This window comes from Shewanella sp. SW24, assembly GCF_025653395.1.
Taxonomy (GTDB): Bacteria; Pseudomonadota; Gammaproteobacteria; order Enterobacterales; family Shewanellaceae; genus Shewanella; species Shewanella oncorhynchi.
Map to the genome: position 1 here is coordinate 94764 of NZ_JAKKSH010000016.1, position 16877 is coordinate 111640.

The 16877-nt window shown below is 46.5% G+C and carries 17 protein-coding genes and 1 pseudogene; 10 read left to right on the forward strand and 8 right to left on the reverse strand.

Annotated elements, in window-relative coordinates:
- The first annotated feature begins 180 nt into the window (after positions 1-180).
- The 4 genes from L5M17_RS14415 (at position 181) to L5M17_RS14430 (ending at position 3805) form a co-directional block, all read left to right on the forward strand.
- Complete coding sequence (locus L5M17_RS14415) at positions 181-897, forward strand: Crp/Fnr family transcriptional regulator (protein ID WP_247651554.1); 717 nt, start codon at positions 181-183, stop codon at positions 895-897.
- A gap of 340 nt (positions 898-1237) precedes the next feature.
- Complete coding sequence (locus L5M17_RS14420; RefSeq protein WP_263148224.1) at positions 1238-2008, forward strand: HNH endonuclease; 771 nt, start codon at positions 1238-1240, stop codon at positions 2006-2008.
- 405 nt (positions 2009-2413) lie between these two features.
- Entirely contained in the window at positions 2414-3169 is a 756-nt protein-coding gene (gene ric, locus L5M17_RS14425; RefSeq protein WP_168825909.1) for an iron-sulfur cluster repair di-iron protein, read from the forward strand.
- A 132-nt stretch (positions 3170-3301) separates the two neighbouring features.
- On the forward strand, positions 3302-3805 hold the full coding sequence (locus tag L5M17_RS14430) for a helix-turn-helix domain-containing protein (RefSeq protein WP_105250431.1): 504 nt from the start codon (positions 3302-3304) through the stop codon (positions 3803-3805).
- Positions 3806-3834: 29 nt separating this feature from the next.
- Here L5M17_RS14430 and L5M17_RS14435 read toward each other — a convergent pair whose 3' ends face one another.
- The 7 genes from L5M17_RS14435 to lptM form a co-directional block, all read right to left on the reverse strand.
- Positions 3835-4413 (reverse strand): HupE/UreJ family protein, encoded by a 579-nt coding sequence (locus L5M17_RS14435; RefSeq protein WP_168825911.1) that lies wholly within the window; start codon positions 4411-4413, stop codon positions 3835-3837.
- A 113-nt stretch (positions 4414-4526) separates the two neighbouring features.
- Complete coding sequence (locus tag L5M17_RS14440) at positions 4527-5258, reverse strand: HAD-IA family hydrolase (protein ID WP_168825913.1); 732 nt, start codon at positions 5256-5258, stop codon at positions 4527-4529.
- The gene (gene xerC / locus L5M17_RS14445) at positions 5258-6178 is read right to left on the reverse strand and encodes a tyrosine recombinase XerC (RefSeq protein WP_263148225.1); all 921 of its coding nucleotides are present in this window, start codon (positions 6176-6178) and stop codon (positions 5258-5260) included. Before xerC ends, L5M17_RS14440 begins: the two co-directional genes overlap by 1 nt.
- A 57-nt stretch (positions 6179-6235) precedes the next feature.
- Positions 6236-6865: a DUF484 family protein gene (locus L5M17_RS14450; protein WP_131523371.1), complete on the reverse strand. Its 630-nt coding sequence runs from the start codon at positions 6863-6865 to the stop codon at positions 6236-6238.
- Positions 6862-7689, reverse strand: coding sequence for a diaminopimelate epimerase (gene dapF / locus L5M17_RS14455; RefSeq protein ID WP_105250436.1), 828 nt, complete (start codon positions 7687-7689; stop codon positions 6862-6864). The genes L5M17_RS14450 and dapF overlap by 4 nt, the downstream gene beginning before the upstream one ends.
- Positions 7690-7765: 76 nt before the next feature.
- On the reverse strand, positions 7766-9010 hold the full coding sequence (lysA, locus tag L5M17_RS14460; protein WP_263148227.1) for a diaminopimelate decarboxylase: 1245 nt from the start codon (positions 9008-9010) through the stop codon (positions 7766-7768).
- 57 nt (positions 9011-9067) lie between these two features.
- On the reverse strand, positions 9068-9259 hold the full coding sequence (gene lptM / locus L5M17_RS14465) for an LPS translocon maturation chaperone LptM (protein ID WP_168825920.1): 192 nt from the start codon (positions 9257-9259) through the stop codon (positions 9068-9070).
- A gap of 79 nt (positions 9260-9338) precedes the next feature.
- Between lptM and cyaY the strand changes: the two genes are divergently transcribed.
- A complete protein-coding gene (cyaY, locus tag L5M17_RS14470) occupies positions 9339-9668 on the forward strand; it encodes an iron donor protein CyaY (protein WP_105250439.1) in 330 nt (109 codons plus the stop codon).
- A gap of 83 nt (positions 9669-9751) precedes the next feature.
- Here cyaY and L5M17_RS14475 read toward each other — a convergent pair whose 3' ends face one another.
- Positions 9752-12163 carry a class I adenylate cyclase gene (locus L5M17_RS14475; RefSeq protein ID WP_173496189.1) on the reverse strand — a complete coding sequence of 804 codons (2412 nt, stop codon included), beginning with the start codon at positions 12161-12163 and terminating at the stop codon, positions 9752-9754.
- Positions 12164-12365: 202 nt separating this feature from the next.
- Here L5M17_RS14475 and hemC point away from each other — a divergent pair, with 202 nt between their 5' ends.
- From hemC to L5M17_RS14500, 5 genes and pseudogenes are all read left to right on the forward strand, one after another.
- Positions 12366-13298: a hydroxymethylbilane synthase gene (gene hemC / locus L5M17_RS14480; RefSeq protein WP_263148230.1), complete on the forward strand. Its 933-nt coding sequence runs from the start codon at positions 12366-12368 to the stop codon at positions 13296-13298.
- 4 nt (positions 13299-13302) lie between these two features.
- Positions 13303-14043 (forward strand): uroporphyrinogen-III synthase, encoded by a 741-nt coding sequence (locus L5M17_RS14485; protein ID WP_263142975.1) that lies wholly within the window; start codon positions 13303-13305, stop codon positions 14041-14043.
- A 60-nt stretch (positions 14044-14103) separates the two neighbouring features.
- Positions 14104-15285 carry a uroporphyrinogen-III C-methyltransferase gene (locus tag L5M17_RS14490; protein ID WP_263148232.1) on the forward strand — a complete coding sequence of 394 codons (1182 nt, stop codon included), beginning with the start codon at positions 14104-14106 and terminating at the stop codon, positions 15283-15285.
- Complete coding sequence (locus L5M17_RS14495; RefSeq protein ID WP_263148234.1) at positions 15282-16448, forward strand: heme biosynthesis HemY N-terminal domain-containing protein; 1167 nt, start codon at positions 15282-15284, stop codon at positions 16446-16448. The genes L5M17_RS14490 and L5M17_RS14495 overlap by 4 nt, the downstream gene beginning before the upstream one ends.
- Positions 16449-16736: 288 nt before the next feature.
- Positions 16737-16877, forward strand: a pseudogene (locus L5M17_RS14500) (IS4 family transposase); the annotation flags it as partial.

Genomic DNA, 16877 nt, shown 5'->3' on the forward strand with positions numbered 1-16877 from the left:
CCAATGCGCCATCATTCTCACTAAAGCTCACATTCACACCGACCTGTCATAACACACGTTTGCAGCGTCACAACAACGGCGACACACAATGCGAACGACCATCTACCGCCGCCAAAGTGCCAGCCCTCACGCAGGGATTTACATATTTTATGATCGAATGAGTATCAATCTTGCAGCGAAATGCGTACCTTAATCGCATCAATATCCACAACTATCATCAACATGCAGTTACATCCTGAACTCTCTAGCCGCTTTGGCGACACATTAAGCGAGCAGCGCGAACTCTTTAAGCAGGCCTTATTTCAGTGCCAAACGGCCAGCCGCCAATTTGCCCCCGGTGATATCATGTTGCAACAGGGGCAAAATGTGCGTGAGCTTTATGTCGTGTCCGTAGGAAAAGTCGCCATGTATACTAGCGCCCATAATGGTCGGCGCTTTCAGTTAGGTGAGCTAAATTGTGATCAGCATATTTTTGGCGAAATTGAGTTTTTTACCAAACTGCCCTGCCAGTGGACAGTGATGGCCGAAGATCAGATGGAAGCCGAGGTAATTTGTGCCGCCAAACTGCAGCAATGCATAGTCACTCAACCGCAACTAGCGCTCTTTTTTGCCTCAGCGCTGGCATGGGATTATCAAGACTCAATGGCAATCTACACCAACCGCCTATTGCACCCCATCGCCGTCAATATCGCCCTCGATCTGCTACAACGCAGTCAAAACAATATCGCCCTCGGAGCCTTTAACAAAGTCGAGCAAGAAGCCGAACGCTTTGGCACCAGCAGTCGCGTCTACCGCCGCGCACTCAACTCCCTCATTGAACTCGGCCTTGTCGAAAAACGCGATCAGCAGCTGCATATTATCGACCCAAAGGCGCTAGTAACTTTTATTGCGGAGTAGATCAAAAGAATGCTGCATCAAGCATCAGGTTATGCAAGGGATTCATAGGCAAACCACCCAATTTGCATCAGCTTTGCCATCGACAAACTGCATCAATCAGCACATTTATCGTTAAGAGCGATAAATCCAATCCTAAATATGGAGAGCCATAATCCAATCTGATGGATCTAAAAAGTGTTAGATTTTGTAATGAGTGAATCAGACTTGCCTAGTCTGGTTCACGCATCAAACCCATTCATTGTGCGGTATGCTGACTTTGTGTCACGTTTACATATAATGACTCTTGTAGAGTTATTATTAATCATAATCTTTGATTTAGTCAGGCTGAAAGGATGCGAATATGAACAGGAAACCTCCAGAAGACGTCAAAAGAACACTGCGGGAAGAGGTCGGATTTGGTTGTCCTGTTCTGGATTGTGGTCGACCATATCTTGAATGGCATCATTTCGAGCCTCCATGGCGCGAAAATAATCATCATAATCCTGAGGGCATGATCGCTCTTTGCAGAGAACATCATATACAAGCTGATCATGGAGCATTTACCAAAGAACAACTTCATAGCCTAAAACAAACTGGAAAGGACAACTGGAAACAAGTTAGCGGAAAATTCAATTGGATGAGAAATCGCCTCTTAGCTGTTGTCGGCGGTAATTTCTATTACGAGACACCAGTTATTTTCAAATTTAGGGAGCAGCCAGTTATTTGGTTCGAGCGAGACGAAAATAATTATCTCTTACTAAACCTACACATACTATCAACAAGTAATTTGCCAAGGGCTTACATTCAAAATAATGAATGGTTCAACGTTGGCGGTGAAGAGGACATTGAATGTCCGCCTTCAGCTAAAAAAGTAAAAATTAGTTACCCGAATGGTGACATGGTATCAATCGAGTATTTTGAGATAAATACTATCGACGACGCCAACAAGCGTTATCACGACGCTAGGCCGAACGGATGGCCCATTGAGTTTCCTATTACAGCAGTAGAAGTTACGTACATTGTTGCCAATTCCGGCCTTGAGTTTAATGCCAAAGAAACGAAATTCGGCATGGGAAATATAATGAAAAATTGCTTTGTTTCAAATTGTGGCGCAGGTTTGGCAATTAGCTAAAAATTGGGTCAACAGAACATTAACCATAAATTTACTCATGGTCGTTTTACTTTAAATTGTGCCCGTGAATCACTCTACCCCAGACTGATTCACGTCAACCGCTAAAACCCGCCCTCGCGCCTCGTTTTTGGCTCTTTGAGGGCGGTTTTTCCCCCTTAAGATGAATCAAATCTCCAGAGAATTGATTCAACGCCAACTTGATAAGGTTACAAGGCCAAAATAACGGGCTAGATATCTGGGCTTCCTGTTGCTTGTAGCTCAGAACAATCAGATAGCCTTCCTTCTATTTGACTCCATTTATGTGACTGGTACTGCAAAACCTGACTATTTCAGTCAGGATTAGTTGCCACAAAATAAAGCTGCAAATAATATGAATGTAACTTTATTGCTGCTCTGGAGCTACTCATGTCTGCTACTTCTGTCTCAAAAGATGCACAACTCCCACCCCATGGGTTTAATTCTCAACACAATCATTGGCTAGAACGAAAAATAGGTGAACTAGTGGCAGAAGACTTTCGCCGCGCACATGTGTTTAGTCAATTTGGTATCGATTTTTGTTGTGGCGGGGGTAAATCACTGGAAGTCGCCTGTGAGCGTGCAGATGTAGATCCCGCAAAAGTGGTTGCTGCGCTGAATGCCGCAACACTTACCGGTAGCAAAGAAGATGAATTAAATCAATTACCCTTAGATCAACTTATCGAATATATAGAATCAACGCACCATCAATACGTGCGCGAAAAAGCCCCTTTATTAGTCGAATATTCCGAAAAGATGATTCGCGCTCACGGTGAGCACTATGCCGAAATCGTTCCCTTTGCGGGTTGGGTACGAGCCTTAGTTGAAGACTTAATGCCACATTTAATGAAGGAAGAAAAAATACTGTTTCCGGCGATCCGCGCCATGAGTCATGGAGAGCAGGTTGAGGCTTGCTTTGGCCATATTGGCAACCCCATCAATGCGATGCAACATGAGCATGAAGAAGTCGGTTTGATTTTGCAAAAATTACACGAGCTCACTAACGACTTCACACCACCTGAATATGCGTGCACTACATGGCGTGTTTGTTATGCCACTCTGGCGGAATTTGAGGCGGACTTACATCAGCATATTCACTTAGAAAACAATATTCTTTTTCCTAAGGCATTGGTTCTGACTCAATAATTGATTAAATGTTTATCCCGTAGCGGCTCCAAATTACAGATTTTCCGCTTAACCTTGAGGCCAGACCTAAGTCTGGCCTTTCAATTGTTGACGTGCTACAACAAGTCATGTGTCGCTGACGGATAAGCTGCCATGACATTTCAATCATTTGCACTCGATGATATTGCCAATTTGCACGAATCGGCCCAAGTAGAATTTAAACTCGCAGGTGGCCGCGATGGCCAAGGTCAATTACCCGAAGACATTTGGGCGACTTATAGCTCTTTTGCCAACACTTTGGGTGGCGAGATCATCCTAGGTGTGCGGGAAGAGCGTGGCCATTTCAGTATTGAAGGCATTCCCAACCCCCTTCCCGTCTTGCAAGAATTTTGGGAAATCCTCGATGACCCGAGTCGCACGAGTCACAATCTTTTAGCGATCTCGGATGTACAGATTATTGAAATTATGAACAAAAAACTCATTCGTATCCGCGTACCGCTGGCGCCTGAGCAGCTAAAACCTATCTACGTAGGCAGCGATCCTTACACTGGGAGTTATTTTAGGGTGGGAGATGCCGACATGCACGCGAGCCGTCGGCAAGTCAATCTACTGCTACGCCGCGCCCATCTTTGCATGAAGCAACTCAAGGCACGTTAATCCAGTAAATCTAACATCCTGTTATTACGTTAAAAACCTGCTAATAGATAGCCGCCCATGGCCGCAATCGCTACGCCAGTAACGCGCATTAAATTGCGTTGCCCTGTCATCCGCTGCATTCCAAGGCCTATCATTACGCCGCCTAAATGGATGACTGCTGTACCAAATAAAAATCCTAGGGCATACAGGACTGGGCTAGCCAATTCCGGCATTTCAGCGCCGTGGGCGTGACCATGAAAAATCGCGAATACGCCCACAAAGGCCATAGCGAATAACAACGGGATTTGACGGTCGAAGGCGATAGCAAGACCGAGCAACAACACAGAGAGGGCAATACCTATTTCAACAAAGGGAACAGCAATCACATATAAACCTAAAATCCCACCCACTAACATAAAGGTGACAAATGCTAAGGGGACAGTCCAAATCGCGCGGCCACCGAGCTGGGTGCTCAACATGCCCACACTCAACATAGCCAGCAAGTGATCGAAGCCCAATACGGGATGGTTAAAACCCGACATGAAACCGCCACCTGAATGGATCTCATGGGCCGATACCGGCGCGATCCAACATAAAGTGAGCAGTAATAACAACCCGATACGCGCCATAAAATAGCCTTAGTCAGTGACTTTAGTGATATAAAACTTAACTTTAGTGCAAATTTGGCTGGCAAACCTTGATCTCAATCACCCAAAGATACAGATTAAAAATGCACGCTAAGTTAGTTTACGTCGATAGCCAATACTTTTGTCAAAGCGTCGAGGGAGGCTATTTCTAAATGGGGCAACAAGGCGGCTATCGGTAAGGAATCGACTCGACCAAAACTGGGATTTAGCCACACAGACTGACACCCCGCCAATCGAGCACCACGAACGTCGGCATTCATACTGTCGCCAACATGCAGTAAATGTTGCGGTGCAATGTTTAATCGCGAGCAGGCCAATTCGAACATGTCTTTAGCGGGTTTCATATGCACGCCATTACCTGGATGCAACACAAACTCGAAGGCATCACCTAAACCAATCCGCTCGGCATCCACATTGCCATTGGTGATCCCGACTAATCTAAAATGCTGCGATAAGCGCTTGAGTAATAAGAGCACTTCGTCAGACACTTGAAAATGGCTGCGATAAAAATAAAAGCATGCTAATCCTTGCTCGGCGCCGCGTTCGGCTTCAGTCGACGAATACCCTAATTGTATTAGACCTTGGCGAAGCGTAGCTAAACGTGCTGCGCTGGTGTCGTGGGCGAGCTCACGATTTTGTTGCAAAAGTTGCAGTTTTAGCCTGCGCCAATCATGGGGTTGCCACGCCTGCGATAATGGATAAGTCTGCAACAGAAACGTCGCCAGCTCAGCCTCGGCATTTAAAATATGCGGCAGATTGTCGTACAAGGTATCGTCGAGATCGAAACTGATCGCTTGAATATGTTGAGGCCTAAGATAGCAACGCATTATTTATCCTGTGTTTTTTTCGCTCTAGGATGGGCGTTATCATACACCTTAGCTAAGTGTTGGAAATCCAAACTGGTATAAATTTGTGTGGTCGCCAGGTTCGCATGACCCAATAATTCTTGTACCGCCCGCAAGTCGGCGCTCGCTTCTAACATGTGAGTGGCAAAGGAATGACGCAGCTTATGGGGATGTACTCGCACCGATAATGCCTGCTCTTGACCCCATTTAGCCATGCGCGCCTGAATACTGCGATGGGAGAGTCGCTTGCCTTTTTCAGTCACAAATAAGGCGTTATCTTCACAGGGGATCTGCTTTCGGCAATTGAGCCAATTCTGCAGCGCAGTAATCGCTAAACGACCGACAGGGACGATACGCTCCTTATTACCTTTACCTAAGACTCGCACTTCTTTCAAATCATATTGCACACTGGATAAATTAAGCGCGGCAAGTTCCGCTAAACGTAAGCCACTGGAATAAAACAATTCCATCATGGCTTTATCCCGCAGACTCAGCGGATCTGTACCTTCAATGTCCAGCAAGTGACTGATGGCATCGACATCGATATTCTTCGGCAGAGGTTTGGTCTGTTTGGGGGCACTTAAGCCTTTGGCGGGATTAAGTTCAATCACGCCTTCGCGCAGCAAAAATTCACCCCATTGTTTTACCGCCGATAAACACAGAGAAAGCGATCGTGGGCTTAAACCTTTGCGGTGCAATTTGGCTAACACTTGCTGCCAATGCTCGCGGCTTACATTGAGCAAATGCACGCCTTCGGGCAAAAGATCGCTACTGCGATTAAGCTCGTAAAGGTAATTCCGTACTGTATGGGCAGACAACTGTCGCTCGGTACTCAGATAACGTTCAAAGGTGTGTAACCATTGAGTATTTAATGCCGACACTTCGCCTGTTTGCGTACTCATATCGGTTTCCTCGTGGGTTTTGCTAAGCCTTGGGTGAGCACTATAGCTCAACGGCCGTTACAGCTTGGCAAGCATATGCGCCAGTAAACGCCGCAACTGTTCCAGCAGCATGTTATCCATATCTGGATGAAAATGGGTGACATCTTGGCTAGCAATGGCAAAAATCACTGGGTTGTCTTCCGACAATTTAGTCAGTGCCACCGAACCCACTTCGCTACCAAATAACCGTTTGGCTTCTTGTTGCGTTAGCCGACCAAAATAGTGACCTTTATGCAGCCTTTGATCCCATATTGCCTTCATATCGGCATCGAGAACGCTGATCAAACGCACATGGCTGAAATTAAACTGTAATTTTAAACTGTCGGCCAGCACTTCTTTGAGTGACACAAGATCGGCACAATTCAGTAGCTGGAAGGATAACTCAGTATTGAATTGGTAAATTTTCTCGTTGCGCGCCGCCATCGTTAACAGACTGGTGATCTCTTCTTCCAACTGGCTGACTCGCTGGCGCAGCATTTCTTGACGACGTTCCACCAAAGAGATGGCGCCGCGCTCCAGGTGGGGCAGACGCATTGCCAGCAATAGCTCGGGATAGCGATTGAAAAAATCAGGATTATCCAGCAGATACTCGCGAATAATCAACTCATCAAATGGCACATTCGTCTGCGGCATCAAAGGCTCTGTCATAACTGAATTTGTCCATCATAAACGTGCTGCGCAGGACCCGTCATCCACAAAGGTTTCCCCTCGCCTTCCCAGTTGATGGTTAAAGTACCGCCGGGTAAATCCACCCGCACTTGCTGGCCGAGCTTCCCTTGCACTTGACCTACAACCACAGCTGCACACGCGCCAGTGCCACAGGCCAAAGTTTCGGCCGCACCACGTTCATACACCCGCAGCTTAATGTGGCCCGAATCTACTACTTGCATAAATCCCACATTCACACCACGGGGAAAGCGCTCATGCTTAGTGAGCATGGCACCAATTTCAGCAACAGCGGCGCTCGCCACATCTTCAACGTCGAGCACACAATGGGGATTGCCCATAGAAGCCGCGCCACATAAAAAGGTTTGCAGTGGTGTTTGCAGTAAATAGGTTTTTTCGGCTTTCTTGGCTTTAAAGGGGATCAGACTTGGTTCAAGAATAGGCACGCCCATATTCACGGTAACTGTACCGTCTCGCTCTAAACGCAGAGTCATCTTACCTGATGAAGTGCTAACACGGATTTTACTCTTATTGGTCAATCCTTTATTGCGCACAAAACGGGCAAAACAGCGGGCGCCATTACCGCATTGTTCGACTTCAGTGCCATCGGCATTGAAGATGCGATAATGAAAATCTAAATCGGGATCATAGGGCGGCTCAACCAACAGTAATTGATCGAAACCTATGCCAAAGTTACGGTCGGCTAAACGGCGGATCTGCTCAGGCGAAAAGAACACGTTCTGCGTGACCCCATCGACCACCATAAAATCGTTACCCAGTCCGTGCATCTTAGTGAATTGGATCAAGATACTTATCCTTTAAGCCGAGGCGCCGCTCATTAAGTATGAAACCAAGCGCCTGAATCAATATAATTTTTCTAGTTTACGGCAGGAGTTGCTCACCTTGCCAGAGCTGAGACAATTTTTCTCGCTCACGCACTAAGAAAGCGTGCTCACCATCGACCATGACTTCGGCCGCACGAGGACGCGTGTTGTAGTTAGAGGCCATCGCAAAACCATAGGCACCACTCGAACGCACAGCCAGTAAATCCCCAGCTACTAAAGCCAGCTTGCGATCTTTACCTAAAAAGTCACCTGTTTCGCACACTGGACCAACAATATCAAACTCATAGGCCTCAGAGTCCCTTGGCACGACTGGGATAATATTTTGCCATGCGCTGTAAAGTGCTGGGCGAATTAAGTCATTCATCGCGCCATCGACAATCGCAAAACGCTTGTCGCTGTTTTCTTTCAGATACAGCACCTGAGTAACAAAAATCCCCGCATTAGCGGCAATCGCACGACCCGGCTCGAAGATCAGCTTAAGTTGACGGTCGCCCATACGCGCTAATATGGCGGCGGCATACACATCAGGATGCGGCGGAGTTTCAGCATCATAGGTCACACCTAAACCGCCACCCACATCAAAATGCTCAATGACAATACCTTGTTCAGCCAGACGATCGATCAACGCTAGCATACGATCCATTGCATCGAGGAAAGGTTGAATTTCGGTCAATTGCGAACCGATATGGCAATCGACACCTTTCACTTTTAAATGTGGCAAAGCATGGGCACGGGCGAAGACGGTTTCGGCCTCATCCATAGCGATACCAAATTTATTTTCTTTAAGGCCAGTCGAAATATAGGGGTGAGTACCCGCATCCACATCGGGATTGACTCGCAAGGAAACTGGCGCCACTTTACCTAAACGACCTGCGACCAAATTTAACTGCTCAAGCTCGGCGCTCGACTCGACGTTAAAGCAATAAATGCCCAGATTAAGTGCCTGTTCCATTTCAGCCACAGTTTTACCCACGCCAGAGAACACCACTTTAGCGGGATCGCCGCCCGCTTCAATCACTCTTGCTAACTCACCACCCGAAACGATATCAAAACCACTACCTAAACGTGCCAGCACATTCAGTACGGCCAAGTTCGCATTAGCTTTTACTGCATAACAAATCAAATGTGGATGATCTGCCACGGCATTATTAAAGGCATGCCAATGGCGCTCTAGCGTGGCGCGGGAATAGATATACAGCGGCGTGCCATAGGTTTGAGCTAAGTCGGCGACCTGGCAGCCTTCGGCGTGCAGGGCATTTTGTTGGTAGAGAAAGTGATCCAATGTCTGATTCCTTACTGCGCTTTATCGCTGCGATAGTGATGATAGTTATAGCTGCTATTATTGTTGTGTTTTTTGTACTTCGATGGCTCGAATTTCGGTTTTAATCTCTTCTACTTCAGGCTCAGGTTTAGATGCCTCAACCTTTTTAGGCTGATTCACCTCTGTGGCCGGAGATCGATAGAGGGGGCCCTTCTGGCCGCATGCAGTAATGAATAGGCTACCAAGCAATAACAATAAAAACAGTCTCATTTTTCTCAACATCTGTGCATCTGGTGACTAATGGCCTTATAATCGCACCCATCTTGACGAAAGCAAAGGACAGAAATGCATGGCCATGACAGATACAGAATTTCACCAGCTCGCCGATGACATGTTCCAAGCCATAGAAAATGCGATTGAAACTGCGATTGATGAGCAAGATGCCGATCTTGATATCGATGCCAGTGGCAACGTATTGCAATTAGAATTTGTTGATGGCTCTAAGATAGTGATCAACAAGCAAGAACCTTTGCATGAGATTTGGGTCGCCACACGCTTTGGTGGATATCACTTTGGTTTTGTTGAAGGTAAATGGATGGACGGACGAAATGGCGGCGAGTTTATGCCATTCGTGCAAGAGTCTATCGAGCGCCAAGGCGGCATTAAGCTTAGCTTCTAATCTAAGCCTGTCGTAGTGCAAAACCGTAATAGTACAAAACAATAATGGGAGCCTTGGCTCCCATTATTTATGTTAAAAACCAGCTAAAACTCAGTGTCTTGATCGCTAACATCGATACCGAAAGGCGCCACCGTTAACTCTCCGGCTACCCGCACTAAATGGAAAAATTGCGGAATATTAAACCGCGCCCGTGAAGCATAATGCTCATCGAACACATAGTGATGGCTCACTTTATTTACCAACTCGGCCATGTTTGATCCCGCCTGCACGTAATGGCTTAGTTGATTTTCCTCATCGAGGATAAATACATCCAAGTTATCGACCCGTTGGCGTAGAAAATACTGAATAGCGCCTTTAGCCGCATAGTTTTGCACCACTTTCGGCATACTCGAAAAGGGATCGTCACCTAATTCAGGCCGCGGCAATAGTACAAGATGACTGCGGGATAACTGTTGATAAAATGACTTGGCATCGCTCAAGTCCTGATAAGCCATACCTAAAGGATTAAAAAAGATCCCATAGCGAGTACGACTTATCTGCAGTGGCTGCACTAAGGTGCTGGATTGCTGCACTTGTTGGCACAAACGCATGGTTTGTTTTAGTAGATTTTTCACAGCTAATTTAAGCTGTGGGCGTAACTTCTGTGAACAGCTGATCACATCCATATCCACAGGTAAACTGGCCCGTCTTAGCCCCGGCGTTACAAAGGCTAAGGCTTGCAATACCGCGGTATCGCCTTCGAAGCGATGACACTGCCATTCACCCCAACTATTCAAGCAAATCGCATCTAACGCACCAAGCATATTGGCTTTTTTACGCCCGAGTGAGAACACGTTCGCATTCATCACATCGACCATCATTTCCTGTCCTTGCCATTCAATGGTGGGATCGCAATCCAGATTGAGCACAAAAATCAGCTTCCGAAAATGCCATGGCTGGCATAAGTCACGTTTAGATACACGCCAATCGTGGTCGATAAAATTCAGTAACCGCTTAGAAGCTTCGGTAAGCCGTTTCGACTTTGCCTTACTCTGACCATATTCATGCCATTGAGTACTCGGCGTCGAGATCCCATTTAAACATGCCCAAATCATTAAAGCTGAAGGGGTTTTTCCCTTACATATTGCCGACTCGCCTAACAAATTTTGTGGCTGAGGCCCTTGTCGATACAGATAATATTGACGCTCGCGGGAGCTTGAGACCATAGTCACTTCGGACTCAGCGACTGAAGCACTCCACAGCAGATTCAGCTTAGCGATTTGGTCTTCATCTTGACTAAAATAGGTATGCAACTTGCGAGTCAGCATTCCCAAATCTTCAATCCGCAAACCTTCATTTAACTCATGTGTCGATGCGAAGCGTAATAAGGTTTGGTAGCTCGCTAATAACAGTTCATTAAGTTGCTCGTTAAACCAATTGAGCTGGCCACTATGCCAATGTTCACAATTGTCTAAAGTGCTAATCAGACTATCTGGCCATTGCCAATCCTGCACCAGCTTTTGCAATTTAGGATAACGCCAATCTTTGCCCTCTTGAGTTCGACTCAAGTGCACGCCACATTTTAAATAGAAGCAGCGCCGCACTATCTCTAGTCGGCGAGTATCATTCTGCTTAAGTAAATAGGTTTCGATAATCTCATAGATAGAGTAATAGGCATCATTCGACGTCGAAAAATCACCGGCGAGCGTTTTCTGCCATAAGTGATCACAAAGCAGAGTTGAATGGGGATAATCACTGGCATAAGCCTCGAGTAGCAATACTTTAATCAGCGCCTTATGGGGTTTTTCTAAGCCTTTATAGAGCTGCCATAACGAAGCACCAAAGTACTCACTCGCAGGTAATTCATGTACATCGCCTAAGGACAAGAGCGCAGGATTGAGTTTAGCGTCTGGCCACCATGCAATCGTTTTACCCGCCAAACGAATTTGGCTGCGATAAAACTCTTCAAGTAATAACCAATGTTGCATACTACCGCTATGCTCATGAGCCATTGCTGATTGACATCCACGAACGGCTTTACCGCCACAAAACTGCTGCGGATGAACTAAGTAAAAATTCACCTCAAACTGATACTCGGCAAACCAAGCAGTCAATCGAGTCGCTTTAATCTTGATTAGCGCCAAATCCTCAGAACACAGATCAGCCCTATGTACTAACCAAACATCGACATCGCTCTTGGCATTTTGGCCAAAACTGCCAGTACTCCCCATCGCATAAACGCCTTCAAAGGCATTGATATCCGCTTCTTGAGTAGTAAAAGGCAGCGAGAACACATCGCAGGCCTGGGACTCAGTCTCACCAACCTGATACTCGTTGATTCCACAGGGCGTATTGGCGGCATGATAGCCAGGATACTGAACACCGTTCTGGTGAATTAAAAAAGGGATCAAATGGAATAAGTGTTTTTGTAGCGGCGATAGCAAAGCTAGGGCACGTGCAATACGTACCTTATTAAGTCTTTCTGCTATATCAGGAAACTGTATTTGCCGATCCATTCAAAAACACAACACTTAAGCACTTATGGGAAATGTGCTCATGTTAACACTTTTACAAACTCGATCAACTAAACGTGAAGCCAGTCACACTTTCACGGTATCTAGAACATCGCCAACTTCAAAGAATCGATACGGCTTCCTTACATAAACGATTTGCCAATGTTAGCATTGGCGCAACTAAGATCTTTGATGGAAACTAGGCATGTCTGAGAACCGCATACGTATCGCAACCCGCAAGAGTCCGCTGGCCATGTGGCAAGCTGAATTTGTTAAAGCCGAATTAGAACGCATTCACCCCGGTATTGTGGTGAAATTGCTGCCAATGAGCACTAAGGGCGACGTTATCTTAGATACGCCGCTAGCCAAAGTGGGCGGTAAAGGGTTGTTCGTCAAAGAGCTTGAAGTCGCCATGTTAGACGATCTTGCCGATATCGCGGTGCACTCAATGAAAGACGTGCCCGTCGACTTCCCCGAAGGCTTAGGCCTTGAAGTTATTTGCGAGCGCGAAGATCCACGCGATGCCTTTGTATCGAATTTATATAAATCGATCAGCGAATTACCATTAGGCGCAACTGTGGGCACCTCGAGCCTACGTCGTCAATGCCAACTGCGCGCATCACGCCCTGACCTTATTATCAAAGATTTACGCGGTAACGTAGGCACTCGTTTAGCTAAACTTGATAACGGCGAATACGATGCCATTATTCTTGCCGCTGCAGGCTTAATTCGCCTTAAATTGTCTGAGCGGATTGCTAGCTTTATCTCTGCCGAAGAATCCTTGCCCGCCAACGGCCAAGGCGCTGTGGGTATCGAATGTCGCACCAACGACGCACGCGTTAAGGCCCTACTGGCACCATTAGAACATTTAGAAACGCGCTACCGTGTGATTGCCGAGCGCGCGATGAACACGCGCCTAGAAGGTGGATGCCAAGTGCCGATTGGCGCATTTGCCGAAATCAATGGTGATGAGATGACATTACGCGGCCTAGTCGGTAACCCTGATGGTAGTGAAATCATCGAAGGCGTGATCACAGGTCCAAAAACCGACGCCACGCAATTAGGGGTTGCCCTTGCCGAAGAGCTATTGAGCAAAGGCGCAAAAAGCATACTCGACGCTGTTTACGCTAAAGCATAAGTCGATGAAAGTCTTACTGACGCGCCCTGAAGGGCGCAATCAGTCCATGATCGATGCCTTGAATCAGCAAGGCATTAGCCATTGGGTTACACCTCTACTGTGTGTCGAAGCAACGCCGCCCATCACAACGAATAACTCGCACCCACTGGCACACGCCGATATGATTATCTGTATCAGCGCTAATGCAGTCAGCTTTGCCGACTATGCCTTAACAACCGCTCATTCTCGAATAAAAGGCTGGCCTCAAGCTCAATATTTCGCCGTAGGTCATGCGACTTGGGAAGCATTAAATCAGCTCGGCATTGAAGCCCTCGAAGCCCCAGATGATTGTCAGCAGACCGAAGGTCTACTCACGCTCGCGCCTTTGCAAGATATTAAAGGTAAGCAGATTACGATCATACGTGGCGTTGGTGGCCGTGAAGCCTTAGCTGAACGACTGGCTGAGCGCGGGGCAACAGTGCGCTATTGGGAAGTATATCAACGGGCTTGTCCACCACTCAATGGACAACAGATCGCACAACAATGGCAAGAGTTTGGCATCGACACTATTGTCGTCACCAGCGGTGAAGTACTGGATAACCTGATTAATCTAGTGCCAAAAGAGTTATTTGCATGGCTGCGCTCATGTCATATCATAGTCCCAAGTAACCGAGTAGAAGCTCAAGCTCACGCCTTTGGTATAACCCAAGTCACCAATGCCAATGCCGCCAACAGCAAAGCCGTGCTAAACGCCCTTAAACTCTAAGCGCTATTTAGCCCGATTTAACTCGAATTTCGGCAGTAGCATGTTTTCAAGGACTGTTAAATGGATAACAACAAGCACGACGCAAAGAGCCCTGAATCACAGGCTACCTCTATTATTGAACCATCAATAACGACTGATGACACGCCCATAACTTCAGCGCCATCAACTGAATCCCAAACAGCCAAAGCCACACCTTCAAGCACGCCGAGTCAAACAGCAGTACCCAATAGAAGTTCATGGGCGATTCGCTTTGGAGTGTTATTAGCGCTGGGTTTAACCGCTTGCACCCTTGGCGGTGGTTTTATGCTGTACCAACAGATGCAACAGCAACTGCTAGCGCAGGATGCGAAAAATATCGCCCTGCAGGACCAATTACAGCAAGCCCTGCTACAACCCAACCAACCTATTGGCCAGCTTGAACAGCAACAACTGAATGATGCTAAGACCTACCAAGAATTAACAAAATTGGCAGAAGACCAAAATCAACTGCAGGACAGGATCAATAAACTTGCCCAGCGCAGTCCAACGCATTGGATGGCGTCAGAAGCCGAATATCTAGTAAACATGGCGGGCCGTAAACTTTGGTTAGAAAAAGATCCCCGCACCGCCACCGATCTATTAAAGTCGGCGGATGAAACCATCGCCGCCATGAACAATCCCGCTTTGCTACCTATTCGTAAGGCTCTGGCAAAAGATATCGCCGCGACTGCAAGTATTAAAACCACAGATATTGATGGTAGTGTATTAGCCCTCGATGCCTTAATTGAGCAACTCGATAAACTACCCCTTAATCGCACCGATGCAGAAACCGATGCCCCTGAAGATACAAACATTACTGGCGATTTAAATGACTGGCAGAGCAACTTAGGGAAGACGTGGAAAGCGTTAACCCAAGACTTTATCACCATACGCCATAGAACAGCCGATGCACCCGCTTTACTCGCTCCTGAGCAACAGTGGTATCTGGTTGAAAACATTCGTCATAAACTGCTGCAATCTCAACTTGCGTTATACCGCTACGACAGGGCCGCTTATCACCAATCATTAATGATGGTGCGTAAGTGGATTCAAACCTATTTCGATACTCAAGATCACAGCACTGCTGAAGCCATCGCCAAAATCGATAAATTGGCGACATTAGAACTTGATCCTATTACTCTGAAATCCTTTGCCGCAAAACCTCTGCTATTACAGCTGACAAGCTATGGTGAGCTGACCTCATCAGAGGATGTGCCATTATGATCAAGATATTAATTTTCTTAGGGATAGTGCTAATAGGGCTCTGTATCAGCCCTTGGTTGGTGGGCAACACAGGTTATGTATACATTGCGGCAGGTGACTACCAGATTGAGACCAGTTTAGTCTTTGGGATCATTGCCTTAATTGTATTTTATGCCATGTTCCAAGTACTAGAATGGTTGGTGATTAGCGCTATTAATCTCATGCTGCGTAGCCGTTTTATTCCTCGCCACTGGCGCCGTCGCTCCGCGAAAAAGCATACCTTAATGGGTGCACTGGCTCTGGCAGAAGAAGATTGGCCAGCAGCGGAACGCGCTATGATAAAAGGCGCCGATAATGGCGAACTCCCTGCACTTAATTTACTTGCAGCAGCTCGTGCTGCCCAGTACCAACAGAAAATAGCAGAGCGTGATCAATATCTTGACCGTGCTGCAACACAACCGCTGGCCGCGAATGCCGTCGCAACCACGCGTACTCGATATCTGTTAAAACAAGGAGAGTTAGCTTTAGCCCGCGCCGAGCTCGATAAATTAGCCCCCACAAGTAAGAGCAAAGCACCGGTACTTAAACTCGCCCTCGAGTTATATCGAGCGCAAGAGGATTGGGATGCGCTCAAGCTATTGATACCTATTTTGAAAAAGCGTCAGATCCTAGATGACACCCAGCTAAATGAACTCAATGTAATCACTCACTGCGCTTTACTCAAAGCCGCAACCATTAAAGGCGAAGCAGCCTTAGAACAATGCTGGCAGTGGTTATCTCGCAGTGAGCGCAATCAATCTGAGCTTTTGGCGATTTATGCTGTGGGTTTATGCCGCTTTAATCGCAAAGAGCAAGCGCTGAAGCTACTCTCGAAAAAATTACGCACAGCTCCTGAATCTGCACTTTTAGAAGTCATTCCAGAAATAACGACAGCCCAAGATACAGAAATCCGTAAGCAGTTACTCAAGCATGAAATCACCCATGAGAATAATGCCGACTACCAGATGTGCTTAGCTAAACTTTATCAGCAAACACGGGATATGAAAGAAGCCAGAACCTGCTGGCAAAATGTTTGCCGACTCGAACCCACAAAAGCCTCTTGGTTGGCGCTTGCACGGATTCAAGAACAGTTAGGTGAACAAGGTAACGCAAATCAAAGTTATCGTCAGGCGGTTAATCTGTAGTTCTACAATGCCTGCAACCTAGTCGCCGTGATTTGAGTAACGAAAGATCACGGCACTTGCCAATGCTGGCATATTAAAACCCACTTAACTTGCCAAAAATGTTAAAAACTAGATCGTGTCGCTTCTTTTCCGTAAAAACCACTCTCCCAATCCAAATTAATTTCTTATAACGATGCTTAACCCTGAAGAATCCCCTGATGATTTACAAATAAATCATCAAATTAGGGTGGAAGCGCATCTTGTTGCATGATCAAATGGTTTCGCTAAAAACTACACTTGGACAACAAGATGCGCGAAGCCAATATCCTACAACATTCTTTACACCAATACTGCCCAGAACTTCACCTAAAACGATTAAACAGCTTGATGCTGGCCTCTAAGGCACTGATTGAATGTAAGACACTGACCTTGACTGAGTTAGGTCGAAAT